The sequence below is a fragment of the Rhizobium mayense genome (assembly GCF_030272705.1).
Classification (GTDB): Bacteria; Pseudomonadota; Alphaproteobacteria; order Rhizobiales; family Rhizobiaceae; genus Rhizobium; species Rhizobium mayense.
Genome location: NZ_JARFYM010000017.1, coordinates 71,872 through 92,432, shown reverse-complemented (window position 1 = coordinate 92,432; position 20,561 = coordinate 71,872). Strand labels below are relative to the sequence as shown.

Below are 20,561 nucleotides of genomic sequence, written 5' to 3'. Positions count from 1 at the left end.
GACCATGGGCAAATATCTAAAACCCGGCCCCGGCCGGACAGTGTTTCAGGAGGATGGCCGTCTCTGGCCGGCTGACGGCATGGACGCCGAAAACACCCTCTATATCCGCCGGCGCCTGAAAGACGGCGACCTGATCGAAACCACGGCACCCGCCGCAGCCGCGACGCCCGCGCCGGCGGTCAGTACGCCGGCTAGCACGCCGGCCGTCTCTGCTTCGTCTTCGTCCGGATCGTCCCCGGCCGGCGCGACCGCAACCGATACGCAGGCTTCCGACGCCAGCGGCGATAAGTCCAAAGGAGTGAAATAATGGATTTCAACGAAATCCCGACCGACTGGCTGCAGCCAGATACATTCGCCGAGATCAGCGCCAACTATGACCAGGCAGGCCTTCTGGAATATCCGCAGCGCGTCTTGATGTTCGCGCCGCGCCTGGCCGCCGGCGCGCTGAAAGATACGCTGATCGCGCAGGTAACCCGCGCCAATCAGGCGATCGCTTATCTCGGCGACGGCTCGATCGGCAACGAGATGGTCGTCTATTTCAAGAAGGGTAATTCGACCACCGCCTTCTACATCATCGCGGTCGACGCGGACGTAGACGCGGTCGCCGCAACCGGCAGCTTCACATTCGTCGGCGCAGTGCCGTCCTCGACCGTCCTTCGCTTCCTCGTCGCCGGCCGCGATATCCGCATTACGGCTCTGCCTACCGACACGGTCGCCAACCTCGCGACGAAGCTTGCCGCGGCGATCAATGCGGACAGCTCCAACACTGTTACGGCAACCGCTGCCTTGGGCGTTGTCACCTGCACCAGCCGCTATGGCGGCGAGGTCGGCAACGACATCGATCTGCGCGTAAACACCGACGCGCAGATCGTTCCCACCGGCCTGACCATCACCGTCGCCGACATGCATGGCGGCCAAGGCAACCCGTCCATCCAGCCGCTGCTCGATGCGATCGCCAACACCTGGTTCACCTCGGTCATCTCGCCGTTTTCCGATGCGACCAACATGGGCCTTCTTGAAGCATGGGTGGCAGCTCGCTACGTCGCGACGGCAAAACTCGACGTCCAGGCCTATGTCGCCAAGCGCGGCACCTTCGGCCAGCTCGGCACCTTCGGCGCGCTGACGAACACGCCGTTCGTCTCCGCCATGGGCCTCAACCGGCCGAAGAGCAATGCGTTTAACATCGCGGCGGCGGTTGGCGCGCTTGCGGCCTTCCACTTGACCAACGATCCGGCCCGGCAGCTGCGCTCGCTCGTCCTTCCCGGCATCGTCGCGCCTGACGAAATCGACCAGTTCGAGGATACGGAGAAGAACCTTCTCCTGCAGACCGGCATCTCGACCTTCGAGCACCTGCCGGATGGCACGACGACGATCTCGCGCCTGATCACGACGTACAAGACGACGTCGCTCGGCGTCGCCGATCGCGCCTGGCTGGACGTCATGGTGCCCGCCACGATGAGCCGCATCCGCTATGATTGGGCGAGCTACACGACGCTCCTCTATCCGCGCGCCAAGCTGGTGAAGGACGATAGCACGGCGGCCAACTCCAACAGCTATGACAGCGACGGCAACCAGGACGCCGTTGTCACCCCGAAGAAGATGAAGGCGACCTGGACGGCGCGCTGCAAGCTCTATGAGAAGCGCGCCTGGATCCAGGACGTCGCCAACACCGTCAAGCAAAGCACCTTCGCGATTTCCGACAGTGACAAGAACCGGCTTGAGGGCCGGCCGCTGGTCAACATCGTCGGAAATCTGATGGTCTTCGCTCAGTCGCTGCAGTTCGAAGCGTAATCGAAGGACCCATCCATGACGCAAGTCTTAGGCATCGTCGACATCACCTGGAACGGGGTCAACGTCCCCGTCGAAAAGGGCGCCGAGTTTCGTCCCGGCGGCATCAAGAACAACTCCGTCACCTATGGCCGCAAGACGGCGCGCGCGCAGGAGTATCAGGGGTCGCTGATCACGGCGACCACCAACCTCGAAAAGGGCCAGAGCTGGTCCTCGCTTTATGGCACCAACAAAGAAGGGGAGCTGCAGGTCATCTGCGACACCGGCCAGACCTACGTCTGGGAGGATGCCTTCCTCTCCGGTGATATCCCAAACATTACCGGCGGCGACGGCGGTAAGATCAAGCTGCAATGGGAAGGCTCGACACCGACGGAGATCCTGAGCTAATGAAAACGCCCGCTCCCGCCCGCAATGTCACCATCGATCTTTCCTCTGAGGACGTGACCGAAATCCACGACGGCATCATCGACGAAGATGCTCCGGTCGCGGCGAAGATCAAAGACCCGACCATCATCGACGAGGACGAAGATCCGCGCGATGCTCTGCCGGACGATGCCATCAAGAACCGCGATGGCTCGGTCACTATCCCGCTGCACTATCCGGTGAAGCTCCGGACCCGGAAGGACGGCGTCGTTGCCGAGAAGGACTATAGTGAGCTGACCCTTCACCGGCTGACCGGCAAGGATCAGAAGGTGATCGCCGGCTCCCGCGACGGCGACACGATCGTCGTCGCCTTTGCCCGCGCGACCCGCATCAACCAGGCCGTCATGAACGGCATTTTCGACAATATGGATGCAGCCGATATCGCCCGATGTGGCCAGGTGCTCAACCATTTTTTGTACAGTGGCCGGAAAACTGGCGCGTAATCCTCGGCGGTCTCGCTGAGGGCACAGGGTTTGCGGCGTCGGAGATTGAGAGCTTCGACGCCGAAACCGCAATCTTCTGGTGGAACAGCATCATGGCGTTCCGACAGGAAACTTCACCGAAGGACGGCTGATCAATGGCAAACTCGATGTCGCTCGACGTCCTGGTCCGTCTGAAGGACGGACTTACCGGCCCGCTACGTGGGCTGCGCAACAGCGTTCAAAGCTTCGTCGACCTGTCCAAGAAGATCGGCCTGGTCGGCACGGCGATCGCCGGCATCTCCTTCATGGCGCCGATGCAGGAGGCGGCGGCGTTCCAGCAAAAGCTTGTCGATATCGCCGGCACGGCGAACCTGTCGGGCAAGGCCGCCTATGATTTCGTCGACAAGGCGAAAACGCAGTATGAGGGCCTGGCGCTCAAGATCGGCCAATATTCCAGCACGATCGCCGAGGGCGCCGGCCAGATGATTGCCGCCGGCCTCGACGAGAAGCTGGTGGACGCCTCGATCGGCTCGATCGGCAAGGCGGCGACGGCCGCGCATGCCGAGTTCTCTGACATGGCCGGTGTCGCCACCGCGTTGCTCACCACGCTGAAGGTGCCGGCCGACCAGCTCGACGATTCGCTCGCCGCTCTCGCGGTTGCCGGCAAGGCCGGGTCCTTCGAGCTGAAGGACATGGCGAAGTACTTCCCGACCCTCGTCGGCCAGATGGCTAAGTTTGGCGTCACCGGCCGCGAGGCGGTCAACTTTCTCGGCGCCGCGCTCGAAATCGCCAAGAAGGGCACGTCCGACCCGGCCGAGGCGGCGAACAACCTGAAGAACTTCCTGACGAAGATCCTCGCACCGACGACGATCAAGAATTTTAAGGACGCCGGCGTCGATATCCAGGCGGTCATGCAGGACGCGGCCACGAAGGGCATCAACCCGATCGAGGCCGTCGTGCAGAAAATCGTCAAGCTGACCGGCGCGTCGTCACAGGAGATCGACGGCCTGATGAAGAAAGCGAAGGCGAGCGGCCTGCAGGGCGCCGACGCGCTAGGCTACGTCCGCAACGAGCTTGAGAAAATCCACGGCGCCGGCAAGCTCGGCGGCCTCTTCTCCGACATGCAGGTGATGGACTTCCTACTGCCGCTGCTCGGCAATCTCGACGAGTATAAAGACATCAAGGACCAGGTGGCGAAGGCGACGGGTGCAGTGACCGATCGCGATTTCGCGACCCAGATGCAGGCGCTCAACCAGCAGCTCGTCATCTTCGGCGAAATCGGTACACAGGCGACCCGCGAAGTCGGCCTCGCCTTCGGCACATGGATGCCGATGATCAATAGCGGCCTTGAAGCGGCTTTGAAGTGGATGCGCGATCTCGATGCCGAGACCGGCGGCCTCGTTCGCCAGGGGCTAGCATGGGCCGGTGCTGCCGTCCTGGTGACCGCCGCCCTCGGTGCGCTCGGCATAGTTCTACCGATCGTCGGTGCTGGCATCGAGGCGGTCGCCGCACTCTTTTCCGTCGCCGGCGCTGCGATCGCAGCCGTCGGGTATGGGGCGTATCTCCTCTATAAAAATTGGGGCACGTTCGGGCCGAAGATCGGCCAGGTCTGGCAGCGGACGAAGGATGGTTTCTGGTCCTTCGTCGACGGCATGCGCGATCGCGGTCGGCAGCTCCTTGCATATGGCAGCGAGTTGTTCGACCGCTACGGACCGATGGTCAGCGATGCGCTTGGCCGCGCATGGGATGGCATCGCTGACGGTGCGCCGCGCGCCGTCGCCGCGATCGTTGATATCGGCGGCCGGATCATCGCGGCCGGCAAGGACATCGCCGATCATTTTGGCCCTGAAATAGCGGCCGGATTTGCCAGCGCCTGGGACGATATCAAGGGCGGATGGGAGAACCTGAAGACGTTCTTCGACGGCTTCAAGGAGTCACTGAATTTTAAGATCGACCTGTCTGGCCTGACGATCGACGATGCCAAGGTCAAAGCGGTCGAGGCGCTCGATCTTGCCCTGAGGGGTATCGCTGCCGGCTGGGGTGCGTTGAAGGATTTCGGGACCGGCTTTGCACCTTATCTCCGGGGCATGGGGCAGGACGTCGGTGGCATCGTCAATAATATTGTCGAGATTGGCAACGGCTTCATGCGCATAGGTGAGGCTGTCGTGAAAATCGCAGGCGTCGATCCGAGCACAGTCTCCGGCTTCTTTAAGATGCTTGGCGATCTTTTCGGTGGCACGATTGGCGCTTCGCTGCATCTAATCAAGGACATTTCCGACTGGATCGCCGCCATTGTGGACGGCTTGGCTGATCTCTCCGAAAAGGTCGCGGCCGGCATTGACTGGTCAAAGCTCCTTCCGGACGGCGTCGTGAAGACTTGGTCGGATTTGGCCAATGCGGTTTCTACCGTCAGAAACTTCATGTCGTTTGGCCAGACCTCGGCCGCACCCGGCGACAAACTTCCCAACGGCGGCACGGCCGCTGCGATCGATGATCATCTCGGCAATGACGATTTTCTCAATCCATTGCCGCAGCTGCCGCAGCGTCCCGCCGCCAACAACAACACGCCCGCGCAGGCAGCACCGGCCGCCGCCCGCAACGTCATCGTCCCAGCTCTTCCCCCGGTTACTGGCACCGCCGTCATCAAGAACGAAATCAAGGTGACGGTCGACGGCCCCGCCAGAGTCGTCGGTCAACCTGAACCAGCCGAGCAGACCGTGCCGATTAGCTCCGAGACCGGCCGCGCGATCGGGAGGCTCTGATGTCTCTGCTCGACGATATCGATTGGGCTCTCCCCGGCCTGCTCGCCGGCTCCTTTCGCGGCATCACGTTTCATATGCCGGACACCAGCACGTCGGTCGGCCGGCGCGTCATGCAGTCGCTCTATCCCGGCATCGACACCGCCGACTACGACGACTTTGGCGTCTCGCCCGACACGATCGAGATATCCGGCCTGATCATCGGCGACGACTACCAGGCGCAGGCGGCTGCCTTGGCCGCCGCGTTCCGGACACCCGGCCCGGCGATGCTGATCCATCCCTGGCTTGGACCGATGCAGGTGATCCTGGCCGAGGACCCTGCGCGCATCAGCTTCTCGGCGACCGAGCTGCGCGTCGTTCGCTTCACCGCCACCTTCAAGGAATACACGCCCGGCGCTGGCGACGTCCTTGGAAGCCTCGCCGGCCTGGTGTCGGCGATCGACGGGATCGTCGCCGCCGCCTCGGCCATCATCGGCGTGGTCGGCACGATCATATCCGCGACCCAGACGAAGTCGGTGCAGCGCTCGACGCGCGTCGTCACCTCGGCCATTGGCAGCCTGACGCCGCCATCCGGATCGGTCAACGCCGTGAGCCAGCTCAAGACGGCGATCGCCGCCAGCTCGCCGTCGACGCCAGCGGAGTTCGACACGCTGATCATCTCGGCGGCCGCGATCATCAATGCCGTCAATTCGACGCCGGCTGTCTCGCCAGCGGCTGAGGCGGCTACGATAGTGGCCCCAACGCCTGAGAGCCTGACGGCGATCGGATTGGCGATGGTAAACGCGATGACGACCGCCGCTGCCTCGGCTCCCTCCGACGCCGACACCGCGCTGCTGCTCTCGACGGCGGCGCATTTCGCAGGACAGACGGCCGCACAATCGGTCTATGCTGACTATTCCTCGCGGCAGGACGCTCAGACGTTTCGCGGCCAAGCGACCGATGCGCTCGACACGCTCGCCGACGCGCTCGAAGCCATCCGCTCCCCCATGTTTCTGACGACAGCCTCGACGTTGCGGCGCGCGACGCGCGGCGTGCAGTCGGCCTTGATTGTCGACATCAATGAGACGATTGGCCGCCTGCCGAGCGTGCTGACCTTCAATCTCGATCGACCCACCGATGCCTGGGGCCTGGCACAATATGTCTATGGTGACACGCCGAGCCAGATCGAGGCGGCCTATGCCGATATCGTCGCCCGCAACAAGCCGCGTCACCCGGCGCGTCTGGAAGGCTCGGTCGAGGTGCTCGGCTCATGATCACGCAAGGCCAGGGCATCACGCTGCGCGTCGGCGGTCAGGACTATGTCGAGTGGACATCTGCCGAGGTCAAACGGGATTTGAAGGACTTTTCAGGTGCCTTCAAATTCACCCTGAGGGACACGAAACGGTCACTTGCTACTTTCCCTTTTGCCACCGCGGGCACCGCATTCGACCTTAAGCTGGGTGTGGAAGTGCAGGTGCTGGTGGATGGCGAGCTGGTCCTGAAGGGCTGGATCGAGGGGATCGACACTGAGATCGAGGCGACCTCGGCCTCAGTGGAAATCTCCGGCCGCGACAAGACGGGCGACTTGGTCGACTGCGCGGCCTTCACCACGGGGCCGAGCGAGTACAACAACGTCAAGCTGGAAGACGCCGCCAAGCGGATTGCACAGCCCTACGGGCTCGGCGTCCGATCCGAGATCGACACGGGCGACCCCTTCACCCGCTATGGCCTCGATCTCGGCGAGACCGCCTTCACCGCGATCGAGAAAGGTTCGCGCGCCCGTCATGCCCTGGTCTTGTCGGATGGCGTCGGTAATATCGTCATTACCCGGACCGGCGCCAAGCGCGCGCCGGCAGACCTTTCACTGCCCGGCAACGTCTTGAAGTCCAAGGGTCGCTTCGGCCACCATAACCGGCATTCCCATCATCACGTCCATGGGCAGGGCGAGCGCGCCGGCAAGAAGCGCACTGGCAAGCCGCTCGACGTCTCGGCCGAGCCGTTGGCGACCGCGGATCGCAGGAGCGGCGACGGCTCCGCCACCACGGCCGAGCGCGCTGGCACCGCCGCAAAGGGCCTCGCGACCGACAGCGAGATCACGCGTTACCGCCCTGTCGTCCATCTTGCACGCGCCAAGGCTGACAACAAGGCGGCCGGCGACGAGGCTGACCGGCGCATGCGCACGTCTAGGGCGGCGAGCGAAAGCGTCACCGAAACGGTCAAGGACTTTCGGGCAAACGGACAGCTCTGGCGTGTTAATGAAATCGCCTATGTCTCCGACAGCTGGGCCGGCATCGAGCGCGACATGCTCATCACCCGCGTCACCTTCAGGGAGAGCAATGGCGAGGCGCGTGTGACCGAGCTGGAGATCATGAGCCCGGAAGCCTTTGATGCGCAGCCGGTCGGAAATCGCCGGCGCAACGGCAAAGGTAAGAAGAAGAAACACTCAGGTCCCCTCGACGGGACGGCAAGCGGGCTCTGATGGACAAGGAAACGACCGACAAGCTTCGTGGCATGGTCCGGCGCGGCGTGATCAAGAACATCAAGGATGACGGCCAGATGCAGACCGCCTCGATCGAGGTCGCGGATGGCATCTGGCGCGACAATGTCGAAATCATCCATCCCTACGGCTATGCCGGCCACCCGCCCGAGGACGGCGCCCTGGCGATCGCGCTGGCGGTTGCCGGCGACCAGGGCGACATTGTCCTCCTGCCGATCGCCAATCCGTCGAAGCGCATGGGAAACCTCAACGAGGGCGATGCCGGCATCCATAACCAGCACGGTGATAAGATGATTGTCGGCAACGATGGCGTGATCAACATCGCCGCTGGCGATTCGCTCAAGGTGAAGATCGGCGGCGTCACTTTCACAATCTCGGCCGATGGCGTCGACATCGAGGGCGGAACCGTTAAGCACAACGGCAAGAACATCGGCTGGACCCACACCCACGGCGGCGTCGTCCACGGTGGCGAAAGTACGGACGCCCCCAACAACTGACCGCCCGACATGGCGGGCATGATTGGCTTCGCGCGCGCGCGATAGCCTCCCGCCCATGTTTTACGATCTCGCCTTGTCCTTCGACCAGACCACGCGCCGGTGCGACCTCGCGCTGGATGCCGACTGCAATCTGGCGATCGACACCACGCCCATTACTCCGATGATGCTCTCGATCGGCCTCGACCACCGCGCCGGTCCTGACGATCCGCTTCCTGACGGCCGCTCTCAGTTCCTTGCCCCCGCCAGCTATTCCGAGCGGCGTGGCTGCGCCGGCGATGCGCTCGATCCATTCGGCGACCTGACCGGCAGCCTTATGTGGCTGCTTTCGCGCGCCAAGCAGACCGAACAGACCCGGCAGCTCTGCGAATATTGGCTGGCGCAATGCCTCGCTTGGGCGCTCGACGAGACCGGCGAGGCGGCCGAGATTAATGTCGTCTGGCTTCAGACTGGCGCGACCGCCATCCTGAAGTACACCGCCGAAGTTCAGGATGCATCTGTGACACTCACGTATCGGGTGGGCGGCTAATGCCCTGGCCGATCCCGACCGCAAAGACCATCGCGTCCAACATCGCCGGCACGATCGAGGCCGCGCTCATTAAGTACAATCAGGCCCTCAACCCGCTCGCGGTCTCTCGCGCCGTGCGGTCGGTCAAGGGCGCCTTCGCCCAAATCGGCCGCGCCTTCTCGCTGGAGCTTCGCGAGGCCCACGATCACATCGCCTGGTGGGGCCTGCAATACTTCCCCGACACTTCTGAAGATGAGTTTGTCCTTCGCCACGCCAGTATCTGGGGGGTAGAGCAGCGAGGACCGACCTCTTCGCTCGGTCGGGTGACGATCGCCGGCACGGTGAACTATCCCTTGCCGGCTGGCCTTCAGATGGCGACTTCGGATGCCATCGTGGTTCAAACGACCGCGACGGCGACGATCGGCGCCGGTGGCACGGTCGACGTTCCGGCGACCGCTATCACTGCTGGCAGCGCCGGCAATCTCGAAGCAGGCGTCCAGCTCGCGACCGTCGAGCCAAATCCGGACATTTCCACGATCACCGTATCGTCCGCCTTCGTCGGCGGCACCGAGGAAGAAACGCCCGCCGAGCTGCAAACGGCTGTTCTGGCGCGCATCCGTCAGCCGCCACATGGCGGCGCTTCGTTCGACTATCAGACGTGGGTCAAAGACAACTTTTCCACCTCGGCCGTCGCCATCGTCACCGATTGGGTCGGCCGCGGATCGGTCGGTGTTGTCGTCGTCATGAAGGACGATGACGGTTCGCCACGTTCGCCGACTGCGGATGAGCTGACCGCGATCGGCGCCTACCTCGGCACGTCGGGCAGTCAAACCGGCGTCAAGCCGGTCACCGCTTTCGTCGTTCCGGTCGCCGGCGTTCTGCGGCCGCTCACCCTCGACATCCGTCTTCGTCCGGATACCGCCGTGACCCGTGCCGCCGTCCAGGACGCCTGGACGCGCTTCGTCGCAACGATCGGCGATGCCGACGACGATCAAAACCCCAGCCCGATCGGCGCCCGCATCGAGCCGTCGAGGATCTCCGAAGCGATCTCGGCCGCCAATGGCGAATATGCCCACGACATGCTCTCTCCGGGTGCTCCCTTCACGCTCGGCCAGACCGAATATCCAACTGCCGGCACTGTCACATGGGAGGCGGCGATCTGATGGCGCGCACAGTGGCAGCGATCCTCAGCAGTATCATCGCCAAGCTCCCAGTGGGCTGGGCACTCGGCCTTCGCGGCGGCGTGCTGGACGCGGTTCTGTCAGGGGGCGCCGAACGTATCGCCGAGGTAGAACAGTCGGCCGAAGCCATGATGGTCGAGGTCGATCCGCGATCGGCCGTCAACTTCCTTGCCGACTTCGAGCGAGTACTTGGACCGGACCCCTGCGGTCGCGACATCGATGCCACGACGATCGAGCAGCGCCAGCTGCTTGCGCATCAGCGCTGGACCTCCTTGGGCGGCCAATCCATTCCCTATTTCATCGCGGTCGCGGCCAAGCTCGGCGTTGCGATCACCATTGACGAGTTCTGGCCATCGGTCGCCGGAGGCCTGCGCTGCGGTCAGCGGCTTCAGCCCTTCGGCTGCCAATTCGATTGGCGCGTCAACATCCCCGGCCTGACGACCGTCATTACCTTCCGCACAGGCACCAGCGGCGCCGGCGAGCGCCTCGGCACCTTCCAGATTTCCAACATCGAATGCGAGCTGCGACGGCTGAAGCCCGCGCACTCACAAGTCGTTTTCTCTTACGGAGCTGCCTGACATGGAACGTATCAATGGGGCGGATTGGGTCGATATCGGCGGCGGCAAACACGGCTTCCGCGATCTCGACCTCGCCGCCGGCCTACCCGGCACTGAGGTCACCGCCGCTTTCTTAAACGGCGTCCAGGAAGAGATTTTAAAGGTGATCGAGTCGGCTGGGTTTGCGGCCAGCGGCGCCGATCTTGGGCAATTGGCAAGGGCCATTCAGAGCGGGGCGATGAACACCGCAAATGCGGGTGGGACGGTCAACGCCTATACGGCAGCCCTGACACCTGCGCCAAGCGCATACAAGTGGGGCCTCCTGGTAAGCATGTGGTTCGCCACGCCAAATACCGGAGCGGCAACCCTAAATCTCAATGGTCTCGGCGCCTTACCAATCTTGAGCGCAGATGGCGCCCCGGTCACTGCAAACGATCTCAAGGCCAGCGTAACGTTGATATGCGTCGGCACATCCTTTGTGGTTCTGAACGTATTCACGGCTTCGGAGTTCTCACGGGGTGTCGTCCAACTAGCCACCGCCGCAGAAACCACGGCCGGCTCGAACACGAACAAGCCCGCTTCGGTCGGACGCATGGCTCCGGCGGTACAGTCGGGATCTTGGAACTATATTGCGGCGACCGGCACGGCTACTGCTCTTGTCGCGACTTTGGTCCCGGCTCCGACCGCCCTGGCCGCTGGTCTTGCGATCAATCTCAAGATTACGGCTGCGAGCACAGGACCAGCGACACTGAACGTCAACGGACTTGGGGCAAAATCGATCGTCAATTCGGATGGCAGCGCGATCGCGGCCGGCGACTTCGATGTCAACGGCATCGTCACGATGATCTATAACGGCACCAACTTCGTTGTGTCGAACGTGTCGCAAGCTACCGAAACATCGCGCGGTGTCGTCGAGCTTGCGAGCGCCGCAGAGGCCACCGCCGGCACTGACCTGACAAGGCCCGCTTCGGTCGGACGCATGGCGCCGGCAGTGCAATCGGGGTCTTGGAACTATGCTGTGGCGGCCGGAACGGCCAATGCCATTACGGCTGCCCTTACGCCGGCACCGGCAGCGCTCACTGTAGGCATGGTAGTTGACGTCAAGATTGCGTCCGCCAATACGAGCACGACGCCGACCTTGAACGTTAATGGCTTGGGCGCTGCGACGATTGTCGGCAATGACGGATCGGCAATACCGTTGAATGCGCTCGTTCCCGGCCTCGTCGCATCCTTCGAATGGGACGGAACCAACTGGCGGTATTTGAACTTCACGGCTCTCCAGGCACCACCGCGCAACATTCAAATATTTTCAGCTGCGGGAACGACTAACTTCACCGTCCCCGCCGGCGTCTACAAGATCGAGGCCGAAGGCTGGGCCGGCGGTGGTGGCGGCGGCGGCGTTGGATCTTCCGGCGGCACTGGCGGCGGCGGCGGTGGCGGGGAGTATTTCTCGGGCTGGTTTGACGTAACGCCGGGCCAGGTTATTCCCGTTACTGTTGGCGCTGGCGGTGCAGCTGGGGCGGCATCGACAACAGGTGTCGGCGGCACTGGTGGAACAACGTCTCTTGGTGCACTGGCCACAGCCATCGGCGGAGGCGGTGGTGGCAACAACACCGCTGGCGGTGGGTCTCCCGGATCTGGCGGTTCCGGAGGCCAATTCAGGCGCGCCGGCGGTGGCGGCTATAACGGCGCCTATCTCGCCGGGAACGCCAGCTATGCGATCGGCGGAAATGGCGCCCCATCCTTCAATCAGTCAATCATCCCCGCCTATGTGAGTGGTTCTGCGGTTTCGGGTTTTGGGCCAGGATCGGGTGGATCTGGAGCAGGCTATCAAGGCTCTGCCATCGTCGGTGCTGCCGGCGCGGCCGGCCAGGTCATCATCCGATATTGAGAGGTGAATATGCGTTACGGTCGTGTGCCTGAAAATGTGGTCGTGGAGATTGTTGATCTCCCGGCAGACATCACGCCATCAGATGCTTTCCACGAGGATATCGCCAAAACCTTCGAGCCCATCAGTGATGATGTTCAAGAGGGTTGGGTTCGCAATGGTGCGGCCTTCAAGGCACCGCCGCTGCCAGTCATCGCGCTTGACGACATTAAGGCCGGGCGGATCGCCGCTCTCACAGCAGCTTGCGCCGCTGCGATCATTGGCGGCTACAAGTCCTCTGCTCTTGGGTCGGAACATACATATCCGAGTGGCATCACCGACCAGATCAACATGATGGGCAGCGTCACCGCGAGCCTCTTGCCCGACCTCGCCGCTGGTTGGTCCACGCCATTCTGGTGTGAAGACGAAGCCGGGGAATGGGCGTTTCGTCCGCATGATGCTTCGCAAATCCAGCAGGCTGGGTCTGACGGTAAGGCTTGGATCGTCGCATGCCAAAACAAGCTTGCATCTCTAAGCGCTCAAGTGATGGCATCGATCTCTACCGAGGATGTGTCCAAGATCGCCTGGTGAATATCTGCCCGCTACAACGGGCGGCCGTGGCGCATATAGCGACGCCACGGCGACGGGTCTTAGTTTGGCGACCAGCCCCGTCCGACAGCATGAAAGAGATAACTGTCACACCCGTACCCTGCAGGGCGGGCTCTTCGTGACTGATTCTCAAAACGGTTTCAAATGGGCTTTGAAGAAGATTTTAGAGACGTTCCCAATACTCAGCCGCCGGCCGCATGGATCGGCGGAAAGCGCGCTCTCGCTCCCCGCCTCGTGCAACTGATCGCCGCGCGGCCACACACCCTTTATGCCGAGCCTTTCGTCGGGATGGGCGGCGTGTTTTTCCGCCGCAGGAAGGCCCCTCGGACGGAGGTCATCAACGATCGAAACGGCGAAGTCGTGAACCTCTTCCGCATCCTGCAACGTCACTATCCGCAGTTCATGGACACGCTCAAATTCCAGATCACCAGCCGGCGCGAGTTCGAACGCCTGAAGGCCTGCGACCCGACCACCCTGACCGACCTGGAACGCGCTGCGCGGTTCATCTATCTCCAGAAGCTTGCATTTGGCGGGAAGGTCGAAGGGCAGAATTTCGGCGTCCAGCGCGCCGGCGCGGCACGCTTCAACCTGACGCGCCTGGCGCCTCTTCTGGAAGACGTGCATGAGCGCCTGGCCGGCGTCGTTATAGAGAACCTGGACTGGATGGCGTTCGTTGATCGCTACGACCGGCCGGGCTCACTCTTCTACCTCGACCCGCCCTATTGGGGCTCGGAGGATGATTACGGCAAGGCTCTCTTTGGCCGCGAGCAGTTTGCGGCAATGGCCGAACGCCTCTTGCGGCTCAAAGGGAGCTTCATCCTGTCGATCAACGATCGGCCGGAAATCCGGTCGCTCTTCGCGGACTGTCTAATCGACGCCGTCGAATTGGCCTATACGGTGAACAGGCGACGCGCTACGAAGGCGAGAGAGCTGATCATCAGGGGGAAGACATGAGACTGACGGGCGCCTTGCTGGGCCTTGCGATCGTAACCTTCACAGCTACCGTCTCGTCGGCCGAAGTCGACAGAGATACGCAGGAACGAATTCGTGGCTTGGCACAAGTTATCGCCTATGCTCAGCCCTGCGGATATCAGATCGACCAGTCAGCGCTTGAACGGTACGCGGCCACGAACCGGCTCAACGATCCGGAGGCGCTTGCCATGATCCACACCCAGATCATCATCAAGGGAAGCACTCCTTCTCCGGCGGAGTGTACCCTATCGCGCAGTACAGGTCAGGCCACGGGGCTGCTGCAGAAGTGACAATCCGTTCGAGTTGCGATTTTCGCTTTGTCGCAAAAGCCGTGTCAAAAATCGCAAAAGGCGCGTCCGGCTACAGCGGCGATCAAGCCGCAACGAATGAGTTAGTCGAACCAACTAATTTCGTTGAAGATTTTGGTAGCGGAGGAGGGATTTGAACCCCCGACACAAGGATTATGATTCCTCTGCTCTGACCTACTGAGCTACTCCGCCATTTCAGCGCATAATCTCTTGAATTATACGTGACGCCAAACGATACCGCCGCTCGAGGAGCGTCGGCTCGTCGGTTGAGCGGCTTATAAGGTGCGGTTCGGCTTGGTGTCAAGCGGATGATTTGGAAAAATCAGTGCTTTCCACTATCCGGCACCAGACGTCGTCAGGCGGCGACCGGGCTGGCCAGCAATGCCTTCAGCGAGGCTTCCGCCATCGGCTCGCGTTCGGAGCGTTCGATGAAGCCGCCGCCGTAAACGCGGGCGTCGTCGCCGGGGGCGGAATAGAGCGCGCAGGCCTGGCCAGGAGCAACACCTGCCTCGCCGATCGTCAGATCGACATAGATGCCGGTCGCGTCCGCATACAGCACGGCAGGGGCCGGCGCGCGGGTCGAGCGGACCTTGGCGTAGCACGCAAAACCCTCGCCCGAAGCTGCCTTCGCCAGCGGCTCGTCACCCAGCCAGTTGACGTCGCGGAGATAGACGCGGTGCGTTTCCAGCGCCTCCTTCGGGCCGACGATGACACGACGCGAACGGGCGTCGAGATAGACGACGTAGAGCGGCTCGCCGGTCGCTATACCGATGCCGCGGCGTTGGCCGATCGTATAGTGCAAGATGCCTTCGTGTTGGCCGAGCACGCGGCCGTCGAGATGGACGATCTCGCCGGCAAGCGCCGCATTCGGCTTCAGCTTGGCGATCACGTCGGAATATTTGCCCTGCGGCACGAAACAAATGTCCTGGCTGTCGGCCTTCTTGGCAACGACGAGGCCCATTTCCTCGGCAAGCGCACGCGTCTCCGATTTCGGCATGCCGCCGAGCGGAAAGCGCAGATAGTCGATCTGCTCCTGCGTGGTCGCAAAGAGGAAATAGCTCTGGTCGCGATCGGCATCGGCCGGGCGATAGAGCGCACGGCGGCTAGGATGCTCGGCGGACGGGTTCGGGCGCGAGCGGATATAGTGGCCGGTCGCCAGCGCATCGGCGCCGAGCTCCTTGGCGGTCGCCAAGAGATCGGCGAACTTGACCGTTTGGTTGCAGGCAACGCAGGGGATCGGCGTCTCGCCGGCAACATAGCTTTCGGCGAAAGGATTGATCACCGTCTCGCGGAACCGCTTTTCGTAGTCGAGGACGTAATGCGGAATGCCAAGCGTCTCGCAGACGCGGCGGGCATCATCGATATCCTGGCCAGCGCAGCACGACCCGGCGCGGTGCACTGCTGCGCCGTGATCGTAAAGCTGCAGCGTGATCCCAAGCACATCATAGCCCTGACGCCTCAGAATACCGGCAACGACGGAACTATCGACGCCGCCAGACATGGCGACGACAACGCGCGTATCTTCCGGCCTCTTGTCAAAATCCAGTGTGTTCACGGTCTTGCCGCCAATCTCAGTCGATCTTCGGTGCTGTATTCTGTCCACCGGTTGCCATACAAAAGCGGCGGATTTTTATCATATGCGGGCACGCGGCCAGTTGGCCACCCGGCCTTGATGGATCACGGATATAGAAAGGATTGCTGCCCGGCGCAAGGGGCGGCGAATCACCGATATTGCGACGACGAATGAAACAGCCGATCAACCCCTGGCCTTTAGCCGCTGAATAAGGTGGAGGCCGCGGCGAAGAGCCGTCACCGCCGCGCCGACCGCAACGATCCAGAGTGCGATGGTCAGCAGCCAGGAGCTGCCACTCCACAGCACTTCGATGACCGACAGCAGCGCGGCGGTCGTCATTGTTGCCATACGGTGCTGCTTGGCCATCGGCCCGCCGAAATCGCTGGGATTGCCGGTGGCACGGCCTAGCTCGCGGACATAGGCGGTGAGAACGGCGAAGGCGGCCGCAGCCCAGCCAAGGCCGGGCGCGGCGATGCCGTAGCCGACGCCGGCGAAGATCAGGATATCGGCAACGCGATCCGGGAATTCATTCCAGAACGGTCCATCCGCTTCGCCCTTGCCGCCCTCGACGGCCACCATGCCGTCAAGCAGATTGCACAGCAGGCGAAGTTGGCAGAAGAGTGCCGCGAGGACCAGGAATAGGGCGCGCAGCCCGCCGTCGCCCTGCCCCGCCAGCCAGCCTGACACCCAGAAAGAACCGCCGGCCAGCGCCGCCATGACCATGCTCGCCTGCGATATCTGGTTCGGCGTCACCGACAGGCTCGTCATGCGCCGCGCCAGTGCCCGCGCCCAGCGCGTGTTGCGGCTCGCCAATGGCCGCCTGTCACCCATACCCTCGCTCGCCATGAACCTAACGTCTCCCGCCGGAAATCGAATAGTTGTAGATCGCCGCATAGCTGGTCGAGACCAACAGCGGCACTGCGATGGTCTTCAATATCTCCGGGGTGCCGCTGAGCGCATGGATCGTCACCAATATCCCGGTTGAGCCGACACAGGCGATCAACGGCGGTGCCCAGAGCGCCGTGAAGCCGCTGAAGCGTTTCGACAGGCCTTCGACAACCGACTTGAGAAACAGCGTCAGGCAAGCCGACAGAATGCCCTGAACAAGACCGGAAATCACCGGCTGCGGCATTGGGTGCAAGCGGTTGGCAAAGACGGCCCAGCCGCCCATGGCCAGGAAAGCGAAAAGCACGTGCACGACGCTGCTGCCGGCAAGCGCCCTCCCCAGCGACGTCATGACAGCGACCACCAGTAGCGCACGAGGTGAAAGAAAATCGGCGCGGAGAAAACGACGGAATCCAGCCGGTCGATCAGCCCGCCATGACCTTCGATCAGATGTCCCCAGTCCTTGACCCCACGATCACGTTTGATCGCCGACATCACCAGCCCGCCGAAGAAGCCCATCAGTGTAATCACGAAGGCAAGAAGGCCCGCCTGCAGCGGTGTGAACGGCGTGATCCACCAGAGCGCCGCCCCGATCAATGTCGCGCTGGCAACGCCACCGATGAAACCTTCGACCGTTTTGGACGGTGACAGCTTTGGTGCGATCTTGTGGCGGCCAAATAGCTTGCCCCAGACATATTGCAGGACATCGCTGAGCTGCACGACGATGACGAGAAAAGCGATCAAAAGGACGTTGCGCCCCTCATAGCCGGGTATGTGGAGGGTTAGCAGTGCGGGCACATGCGAGGCGCAGAAGACGCAAATCATCAGCGCCCATTGCACCTCGGCAATACGGATCAGGAAGCGCTCGGTATCGCCGCGCAGGACCGCAATAATCGGCATGAACAAAAAGGCGTAGACGGGGATGAAGATGGAAAAGATGCCGTATTGCTCGGCCCAGAGCAGATAATATTGGACCGGCAGCGCCACGAAGAACGCGGCGGCAAGTGCCCAATGGTCGGCGCGCCTGGTGTTGATGAGCGTGACGAACTCGCGCAACGCCGCAAAGGAGCAAAAGGCGAAAAGCAGGATGACGCCGGCGCGGCCCGCCAGAAAGGCGATGCCGATCAGGATCACCATCACCCACCAGGCCTTGATGCGGGCATTGAGGTTTTCGATCGCCGCGTTGGACCCATCCGGCGACAGGCGTTGCTGCAGCACCTGGCCGATGACGGAAGCGACGATCAGAACACCGAGGATACCTAGGATAAGCTGGATGAGATCAGAGCTTGCTGCGCTCATTCGCCACTCCCCATTGGTTTGGGAGAGAGGGCCAACAGCGCCGCTTGCGCCCGCGCCAGAAAATCCGCCTTCTCTTCGTCTGCGCCGATATGCAGTGGATCGCCGAACGTCACCGTGCAGATCAGCGGAATGGGCACGATCTCGCCCTTCGGCATCACACGGTTGAGATTGTTGATCCAGACGGGAACGAGATCGATATCGGGGCGCATCTTCGCCAGATGAAACAGCCCGCTCTTGAACGGCTGCAAAGGCGCTTCCGTCAGGTTCCGCGTGCCCTCGGGAAACAGGATCAGCGAGGAGCCCGCATCGAGAGCGGCGGCCATCTGTTCGACCGGGTCTTTCGTCCGTGCCTCGCGAACCCGTTCGATGAGCACAGCATTGAATACGTCGCGGCCGATGAAGCCCTTCAGCTTCGACTTCAGCCAATAGTCGGCGGCCGCGACCGGACGTGTTCGATATCTGAGCCGCGGCGGAAGCACCGCCCAGATGAGGATGAAATCGCCATTGCTGGAGTGATTGGCGAAATAGACGCACTGTCCGGACGGTACGCCGATCTCCGCCCAGATCGCTCTCACGGCGGTGACGGCACGAGCAAACAGCACGATCGCCGCCGCAGCCGGTTTCGCAAGCCAAGCCGCTACCGGCTTGCTCATCATTCGCCCACCATTTTCTTGTGAGGCCCCCATGACAAAGAGATAGGCATGTTTGAAGGGGAGCCGATAGCCCGATAGGCGGACTTATCCACAGCCCGTTAGGAGGTGCATTCCAACAGCAGAGCCGGCGCAGTTTCCTGCACCGGGCTCACCTGTCGCTCTTGGGAGGAGCAAGTCTAGTCGACGTTGAACACCAGCGGCTTTGCCTGGCGGATCGCCTGGTTGGCGGTCAGTTTGGCCAGAACCTCGTCGTTGATCGGGCCGTCGACGTAAAGCAGCGCGATGGCATCGCCGCCCTGCTTGTCGCGGCCGAGCTGGAAGTTGGCGATGTTGACATTGGCGGCACCCAACGTCGTGCCGATGAAGCCGATCATGCCGGGAACGTCGGTATTGGCGATATAGACCATGTGGCTGCCGACATCGGCGTCGAGATTGATGCCCTTGATCTGAATGAAGCGGGGCTTGCCATCGGAGAAGACGGTGCCGGCGATCGAGCGCGTCATGCTGTCGGTGGTGACCGTCAGCTTGATGTAGCCGTCATAGACGCCGGTCTTGTCGCGCTTGACTTCTGCGAGCACGATGCCCTTTTCCTTGATCATGATGGGCGCCGAAACCATGTTGACGTCGGCAACCTGGTTGCGGATGAGGCCGGCCAACAGCGCGCTCGTCAGCGCCTTGGTGTTCATCCCCGCGGTAACGCCGTCGTAGAGGATCTCGATTTCCTTGATCGGATCTTCCGTTACCTGGCCGACGAAGGCGCCGAGAACGTCGGCGAGCTTGATGAACGGCTTCAGGATCGGCGCTTCCTCGGCGGTAATCGAGGGCATGTTGATCGCGTTGGAAACCGCGCCCTTGACGAGATAGTCCGACATCTGCTCGGCCACCTGCAGGGCGACATTCTCCTGCGCTTCCGTGGTCGAAGCGCCGAGATGCGGCGTGCAGACGACGTTCGGCAAGCCGAACAGCGGGCTTTCCTTGGCAGGCTCGACTTCGAACACGTCGAAGGCTGCGCCGGCGACATGGCCGGACTTGATGGCGGCGGCAAGCGCTGCCTCATCTACCAGACCGCCGCGGGCGCAGTTGATGATGCGCACGCCCGGCTTGGTTTTGGCAAGCGCGTCGGCGTCAATGATATTGCGGGTCTTGTCCGTCAGCGGCACGTGCAGCGTGATGAAATCGGCGCGGGCGAAAAGTTCGTCGAGCTCGACCTTGACCACGCCCATCTCCTCGGCGCGTTCCTTGGAGAGGAACGGGTCATAGGCAACGACATGCATCTTCAGGCCGATGGCGCGGGCAATGACGATGGAGCCGATATTGCCGGCGCCGATGACGCCGAGCGTCTTGCCGGTGATTTCGACACCCATGAACTTCGACTTTTCCCACTTGCCGGCCTGGGTCGAGGCGTCGGCGGACGGAAGCTGGCGGGCAACGGCGAACATCAGCGCGATGGAGTGTTCGGCTGTTGTGATCGAATTGCCGAACGGCGTGTTCATGACGATGATGCCGCGGCGCGAAGCGGCCGGGATATCGACGTTGTCGACGCCGATGCCGGCACGGCCTACGACCTTCAGATTCTTCGCCGCTTCGATGATCTTTTCCGTCACCTTGGTGGCGGAGCGGATGGCGAGGCCGTCATAATTGCCGATGATTTCGAGCAGTTTGTCTTTGTCCTTGCCGAGCTGCGGCTGGAAATCGACTTCGACGCCGCGATCGCGAAAGATTTGGACGGCGGTTTCCGACAGTTCGTCGGATACGAGAACGCGAGGTGCCATTGAGGCCTCCTGAGA

Annotated in this window: 21 protein-coding genes and 1 tRNA gene; 15 read left to right on the top strand and 7 right to left on the bottom strand. The window is 62.3% G+C overall.

The window, feature by feature from the left end:
• Positions 1–4 precede the first annotated feature (4 nt).
• The 15 genes from PY649_RS20315 to PY649_RS20245 all read left to right on the top strand — a co-directional run bounded on the left by PY649_RS20315 (position 5) and on the right by PY649_RS20245 (position 14,346).
• Positions 5–307, top strand: coding sequence for a DUF2635 domain-containing protein (locus PY649_RS20315; RefSeq protein ID WP_285870445.1), 303 nt, complete (start codon positions 5–7; stop codon positions 305–307).
• Positions 307–1,791, top strand: a complete 1,485-nt coding sequence (locus PY649_RS20310; RefSeq protein ID WP_285870444.1) for a phage tail protein — start codon at positions 307–309, stop codon at positions 1,789–1,791. The genes PY649_RS20315 and PY649_RS20310 overlap by 1 nt, the downstream gene beginning before the upstream one ends.
• 15 nt (positions 1,792–1,806) lie before the next feature.
• Positions 1,807–2,175, top strand: coding sequence for a phage tail tube protein (locus PY649_RS20305; protein ID WP_285870443.1), 369 nt, complete (start codon positions 1,807–1,809; stop codon positions 2,173–2,175).
• Positions 2,175–2,654: a phage tail assembly protein gene (locus PY649_RS20300; protein WP_285870442.1), complete on the top strand. Its 480-nt coding sequence runs from the start codon at positions 2,175–2,177 to the stop codon at positions 2,652–2,654. The genes PY649_RS20305 and PY649_RS20300 overlap by 1 nt, the downstream gene beginning before the upstream one ends.
• Before the next feature lie 134 nt (positions 2,655–2,788).
• Positions 2,789–5,395 (top strand): phage tail tape measure protein, encoded by a 2,607-nt coding sequence (locus PY649_RS20295; RefSeq protein WP_285870440.1) that lies wholly within the window; start codon positions 2,789–2,791, stop codon positions 5,393–5,395.
• Positions 5,395–6,645 carry a DNA circularization N-terminal domain-containing protein gene (locus PY649_RS20290; protein ID WP_285870439.1) on the top strand — a complete coding sequence of 417 codons (1,251 nt, stop codon included), beginning with the start codon at positions 5,395–5,397 and terminating at the stop codon, positions 6,643–6,645. The genes PY649_RS20295 and PY649_RS20290 overlap by 1 nt, the downstream gene beginning before the upstream one ends.
• Positions 6,642–7,850, top strand: coding sequence for a phage baseplate assembly protein (locus PY649_RS20285; RefSeq protein WP_285870438.1), 1,209 nt, complete (start codon positions 6,642–6,644; stop codon positions 7,848–7,850). Before PY649_RS20290 ends, PY649_RS20285 begins: the two co-directional genes overlap by 4 nt.
• A complete protein-coding gene (locus PY649_RS20280; protein ID WP_285870437.1) occupies positions 7,850–8,365 on the top strand; it encodes a phage baseplate assembly protein domain-containing protein in 516 nt (171 codons plus the stop codon). The genes PY649_RS20285 and PY649_RS20280 overlap by 1 nt, the downstream gene beginning before the upstream one ends.
• 55 nt (positions 8,366–8,420) lie before the next feature.
• Complete coding sequence (locus PY649_RS20275; RefSeq protein ID WP_285870436.1) at positions 8,421–8,891, top strand: phage GP46 family protein; 471 nt, start codon at positions 8,421–8,423, stop codon at positions 8,889–8,891.
• Complete coding sequence (locus PY649_RS20270; protein ID WP_285870435.1) at positions 8,891–10,033, top strand: baseplate J/gp47 family protein; 1,143 nt, start codon at positions 8,891–8,893, stop codon at positions 10,031–10,033. Before PY649_RS20275 ends, PY649_RS20270 begins: the two co-directional genes overlap by 1 nt.
• Entirely contained in the window at positions 10,033–10,629 is a 597-nt protein-coding gene (locus PY649_RS20265; RefSeq protein WP_285870434.1) for a YmfQ family protein, read from the top strand. The genes PY649_RS20270 and PY649_RS20265 overlap by 1 nt, the downstream gene beginning before the upstream one ends.
• A 1-nt stretch (position 10,630) precedes the next feature.
• Positions 10,631–12,499, top strand: a complete 1,869-nt coding sequence (locus PY649_RS20260) for a glycine-rich domain-containing protein (protein WP_285870433.1) — start codon at positions 10,631–10,633, stop codon at positions 12,497–12,499.
• A gap of 9 nt (positions 12,500–12,508) precedes the next feature.
• The gene (locus PY649_RS20255; RefSeq protein ID WP_285870432.1) at positions 12,509–13,066 is read left to right on the top strand and encodes a DUF4376 domain-containing protein; all 558 of its coding nucleotides are present in this window, start codon (positions 12,509–12,511) and stop codon (positions 13,064–13,066) included.
• Between the two features lie 162 nt (positions 13,067–13,228).
• On the top strand, positions 13,229–14,038 hold the full coding sequence (locus PY649_RS20250) for a DNA adenine methylase (RefSeq protein WP_285870431.1): 810 nt from the start codon (positions 13,229–13,231) through the stop codon (positions 14,036–14,038).
• Entirely contained in the window at positions 14,035–14,346 is a 312-nt protein-coding gene (locus tag PY649_RS20245; protein ID WP_285870429.1) for a hypothetical protein, read from the top strand. Before PY649_RS20250 ends, PY649_RS20245 begins: the two co-directional genes overlap by 4 nt.
• A 133-nt stretch (positions 14,347–14,479) precedes the next feature.
• Here the strand turns inward: PY649_RS20245 and PY649_RS20240 are convergent.
• The 7 genes from PY649_RS20240 to serA form a co-directional block, all read right to left on the bottom strand.
• Positions 14,480–14,556, bottom strand: a tRNA-Met gene (locus PY649_RS20240).
• A gap of 163 nt (positions 14,557–14,719) precedes the next feature.
• Positions 14,720–15,919 carry a tRNA 2-thiouridine(34) synthase MnmA gene (mnmA, locus tag PY649_RS20235; RefSeq protein WP_285870428.1) on the bottom strand — a complete coding sequence of 400 codons (1,200 nt, stop codon included), beginning with the start codon at positions 15,917–15,919 and terminating at the stop codon, positions 14,720–14,722.
• Positions 15,920–16,120: 201 nt separating this feature from the next.
• The gene (locus PY649_RS20230) at positions 16,121–16,783 is read right to left on the bottom strand and encodes a CDP-alcohol phosphatidyltransferase family protein (protein WP_285870427.1); all 663 of its coding nucleotides are present in this window, start codon (positions 16,781–16,783) and stop codon (positions 16,121–16,123) included.
• A gap of 4 nt (positions 16,784–16,787) precedes the next feature.
• On the bottom strand, positions 16,788–17,174 hold the full coding sequence (locus tag PY649_RS20225) for a hypothetical protein (RefSeq protein WP_285870426.1): 387 nt from the start codon (positions 17,172–17,174) through the stop codon (positions 16,788–16,790).
• The gene (locus PY649_RS20220) at positions 17,171–18,121 is read right to left on the bottom strand and encodes a phosphatidate cytidylyltransferase (protein WP_285870425.1); all 951 of its coding nucleotides are present in this window, start codon (positions 18,119–18,121) and stop codon (positions 17,171–17,173) included. Before PY649_RS20220 ends, PY649_RS20225 begins: the two co-directional genes overlap by 4 nt.
• Positions 18,118–18,774 carry a lysophospholipid acyltransferase family protein gene (locus PY649_RS20215; RefSeq protein WP_285870424.1) on the bottom strand — a complete coding sequence of 219 codons (657 nt, stop codon included), beginning with the start codon at positions 18,772–18,774 and terminating at the stop codon, positions 18,118–18,120. The genes PY649_RS20220 and PY649_RS20215 overlap by 4 nt, the downstream gene beginning before the upstream one ends.
• Before the next feature lie 176 nt (positions 18,775–18,950).
• On the bottom strand, positions 18,951–20,546 hold the full coding sequence (gene serA / locus PY649_RS20210) for a phosphoglycerate dehydrogenase (protein ID WP_285870423.1): 1,596 nt from the start codon (positions 20,544–20,546) through the stop codon (positions 18,951–18,953).
• Positions 20,547–20,561 lie beyond the last annotated feature (15 nt).

Bases quoted from the DNA above. Each gene is read 5' to 3' on its own strand.
- PY649_RS20315 (WP_285870445.1), top strand. From the start codon at position 5: ATGGGCAAATATCTAAAACCCGGCCCCGGCCGGACAGTGTTTCAGGAG.
- PY649_RS20310 (WP_285870444.1), top strand. From the start codon at position 307: ATGGATTTCAACGAAATCCCGACCGACTGGCTGCAGCCAGATACATTC.
- PY649_RS20305 (WP_285870443.1), top strand. From the start codon at position 1,807: ATGACGCAAGTCTTAGGCATCGTCGACATCACCTGGAACGGGGTCAAC.
- PY649_RS20300 (WP_285870442.1), top strand. From the start codon at position 2,175: ATGAAAACGCCCGCTCCCGCCCGCAATGTCACCATCGATCTTTCCTCT.
- PY649_RS20295 (WP_285870440.1), top strand. From the start codon at position 2,789: ATGGCAAACTCGATGTCGCTCGACGTCCTGGTCCGTCTGAAGGACGGA.
- PY649_RS20290 (WP_285870439.1), top strand. From the start codon at position 5,395: ATGTCTCTGCTCGACGATATCGATTGGGCTCTCCCCGGCCTGCTCGCC.
- PY649_RS20285 (WP_285870438.1), top strand. From the start codon at position 6,642: ATGATCACGCAAGGCCAGGGCATCACGCTGCGCGTCGGCGGTCAGGAC.
- PY649_RS20280 (WP_285870437.1), top strand. From the start codon at position 7,850: ATGGACAAGGAAACGACCGACAAGCTTCGTGGCATGGTCCGGCGCGGC.
- PY649_RS20275 (WP_285870436.1), top strand. From the start codon at position 8,421: ATGTTTTACGATCTCGCCTTGTCCTTCGACCAGACCACGCGCCGGTGC.
- PY649_RS20270 (WP_285870435.1), top strand. From the start codon at position 8,891: ATGCCCTGGCCGATCCCGACCGCAAAGACCATCGCGTCCAACATCGCC.
- PY649_RS20265 (WP_285870434.1), top strand. From the start codon at position 10,033: ATGGCGCGCACAGTGGCAGCGATCCTCAGCAGTATCATCGCCAAGCTC.
- PY649_RS20260 (WP_285870433.1), top strand. From the start codon at position 10,631: ATGGAACGTATCAATGGGGCGGATTGGGTCGATATCGGCGGCGGCAAA.
- PY649_RS20255 (WP_285870432.1), top strand. From the start codon at position 12,509: ATGCGTTACGGTCGTGTGCCTGAAAATGTGGTCGTGGAGATTGTTGAT.
- PY649_RS20250 (WP_285870431.1), top strand. From the start codon at position 13,229: ATGGGCTTTGAAGAAGATTTTAGAGACGTTCCCAATACTCAGCCGCCG.
- PY649_RS20245 (WP_285870429.1), top strand. From the start codon at position 14,035: ATGAGACTGACGGGCGCCTTGCTGGGCCTTGCGATCGTAACCTTCACA.
- PY649_RS20230 (WP_285870427.1), bottom strand. From the start codon at position 16,783: ATGGCGAGCGAGGGTATGGGTGACAGGCGGCCATTGGCGAGCCGCAAC.
- PY649_RS20225 (WP_285870426.1), bottom strand. From the start codon at position 17,174: ATGACGTCGCTGGGGAGGGCGCTTGCCGGCAGCAGCGTCGTGCACGTG.
- PY649_RS20220 (WP_285870425.1), bottom strand. From the start codon at position 18,121: ATGAGCGCAGCAAGCTCTGATCTCATCCAGCTTATCCTAGGTATCCTC.
- PY649_RS20215 (WP_285870424.1), bottom strand. From the start codon at position 18,774: ATGAGCAAGCCGGTAGCGGCTTGGCTTGCGAAACCGGCTGCGGCGGCG.
- serA (WP_285870423.1), bottom strand. From the start codon at position 20,546: ATGGCACCTCGCGTTCTCGTATCCGACGAACTGTCGGAAACCGCCGTC.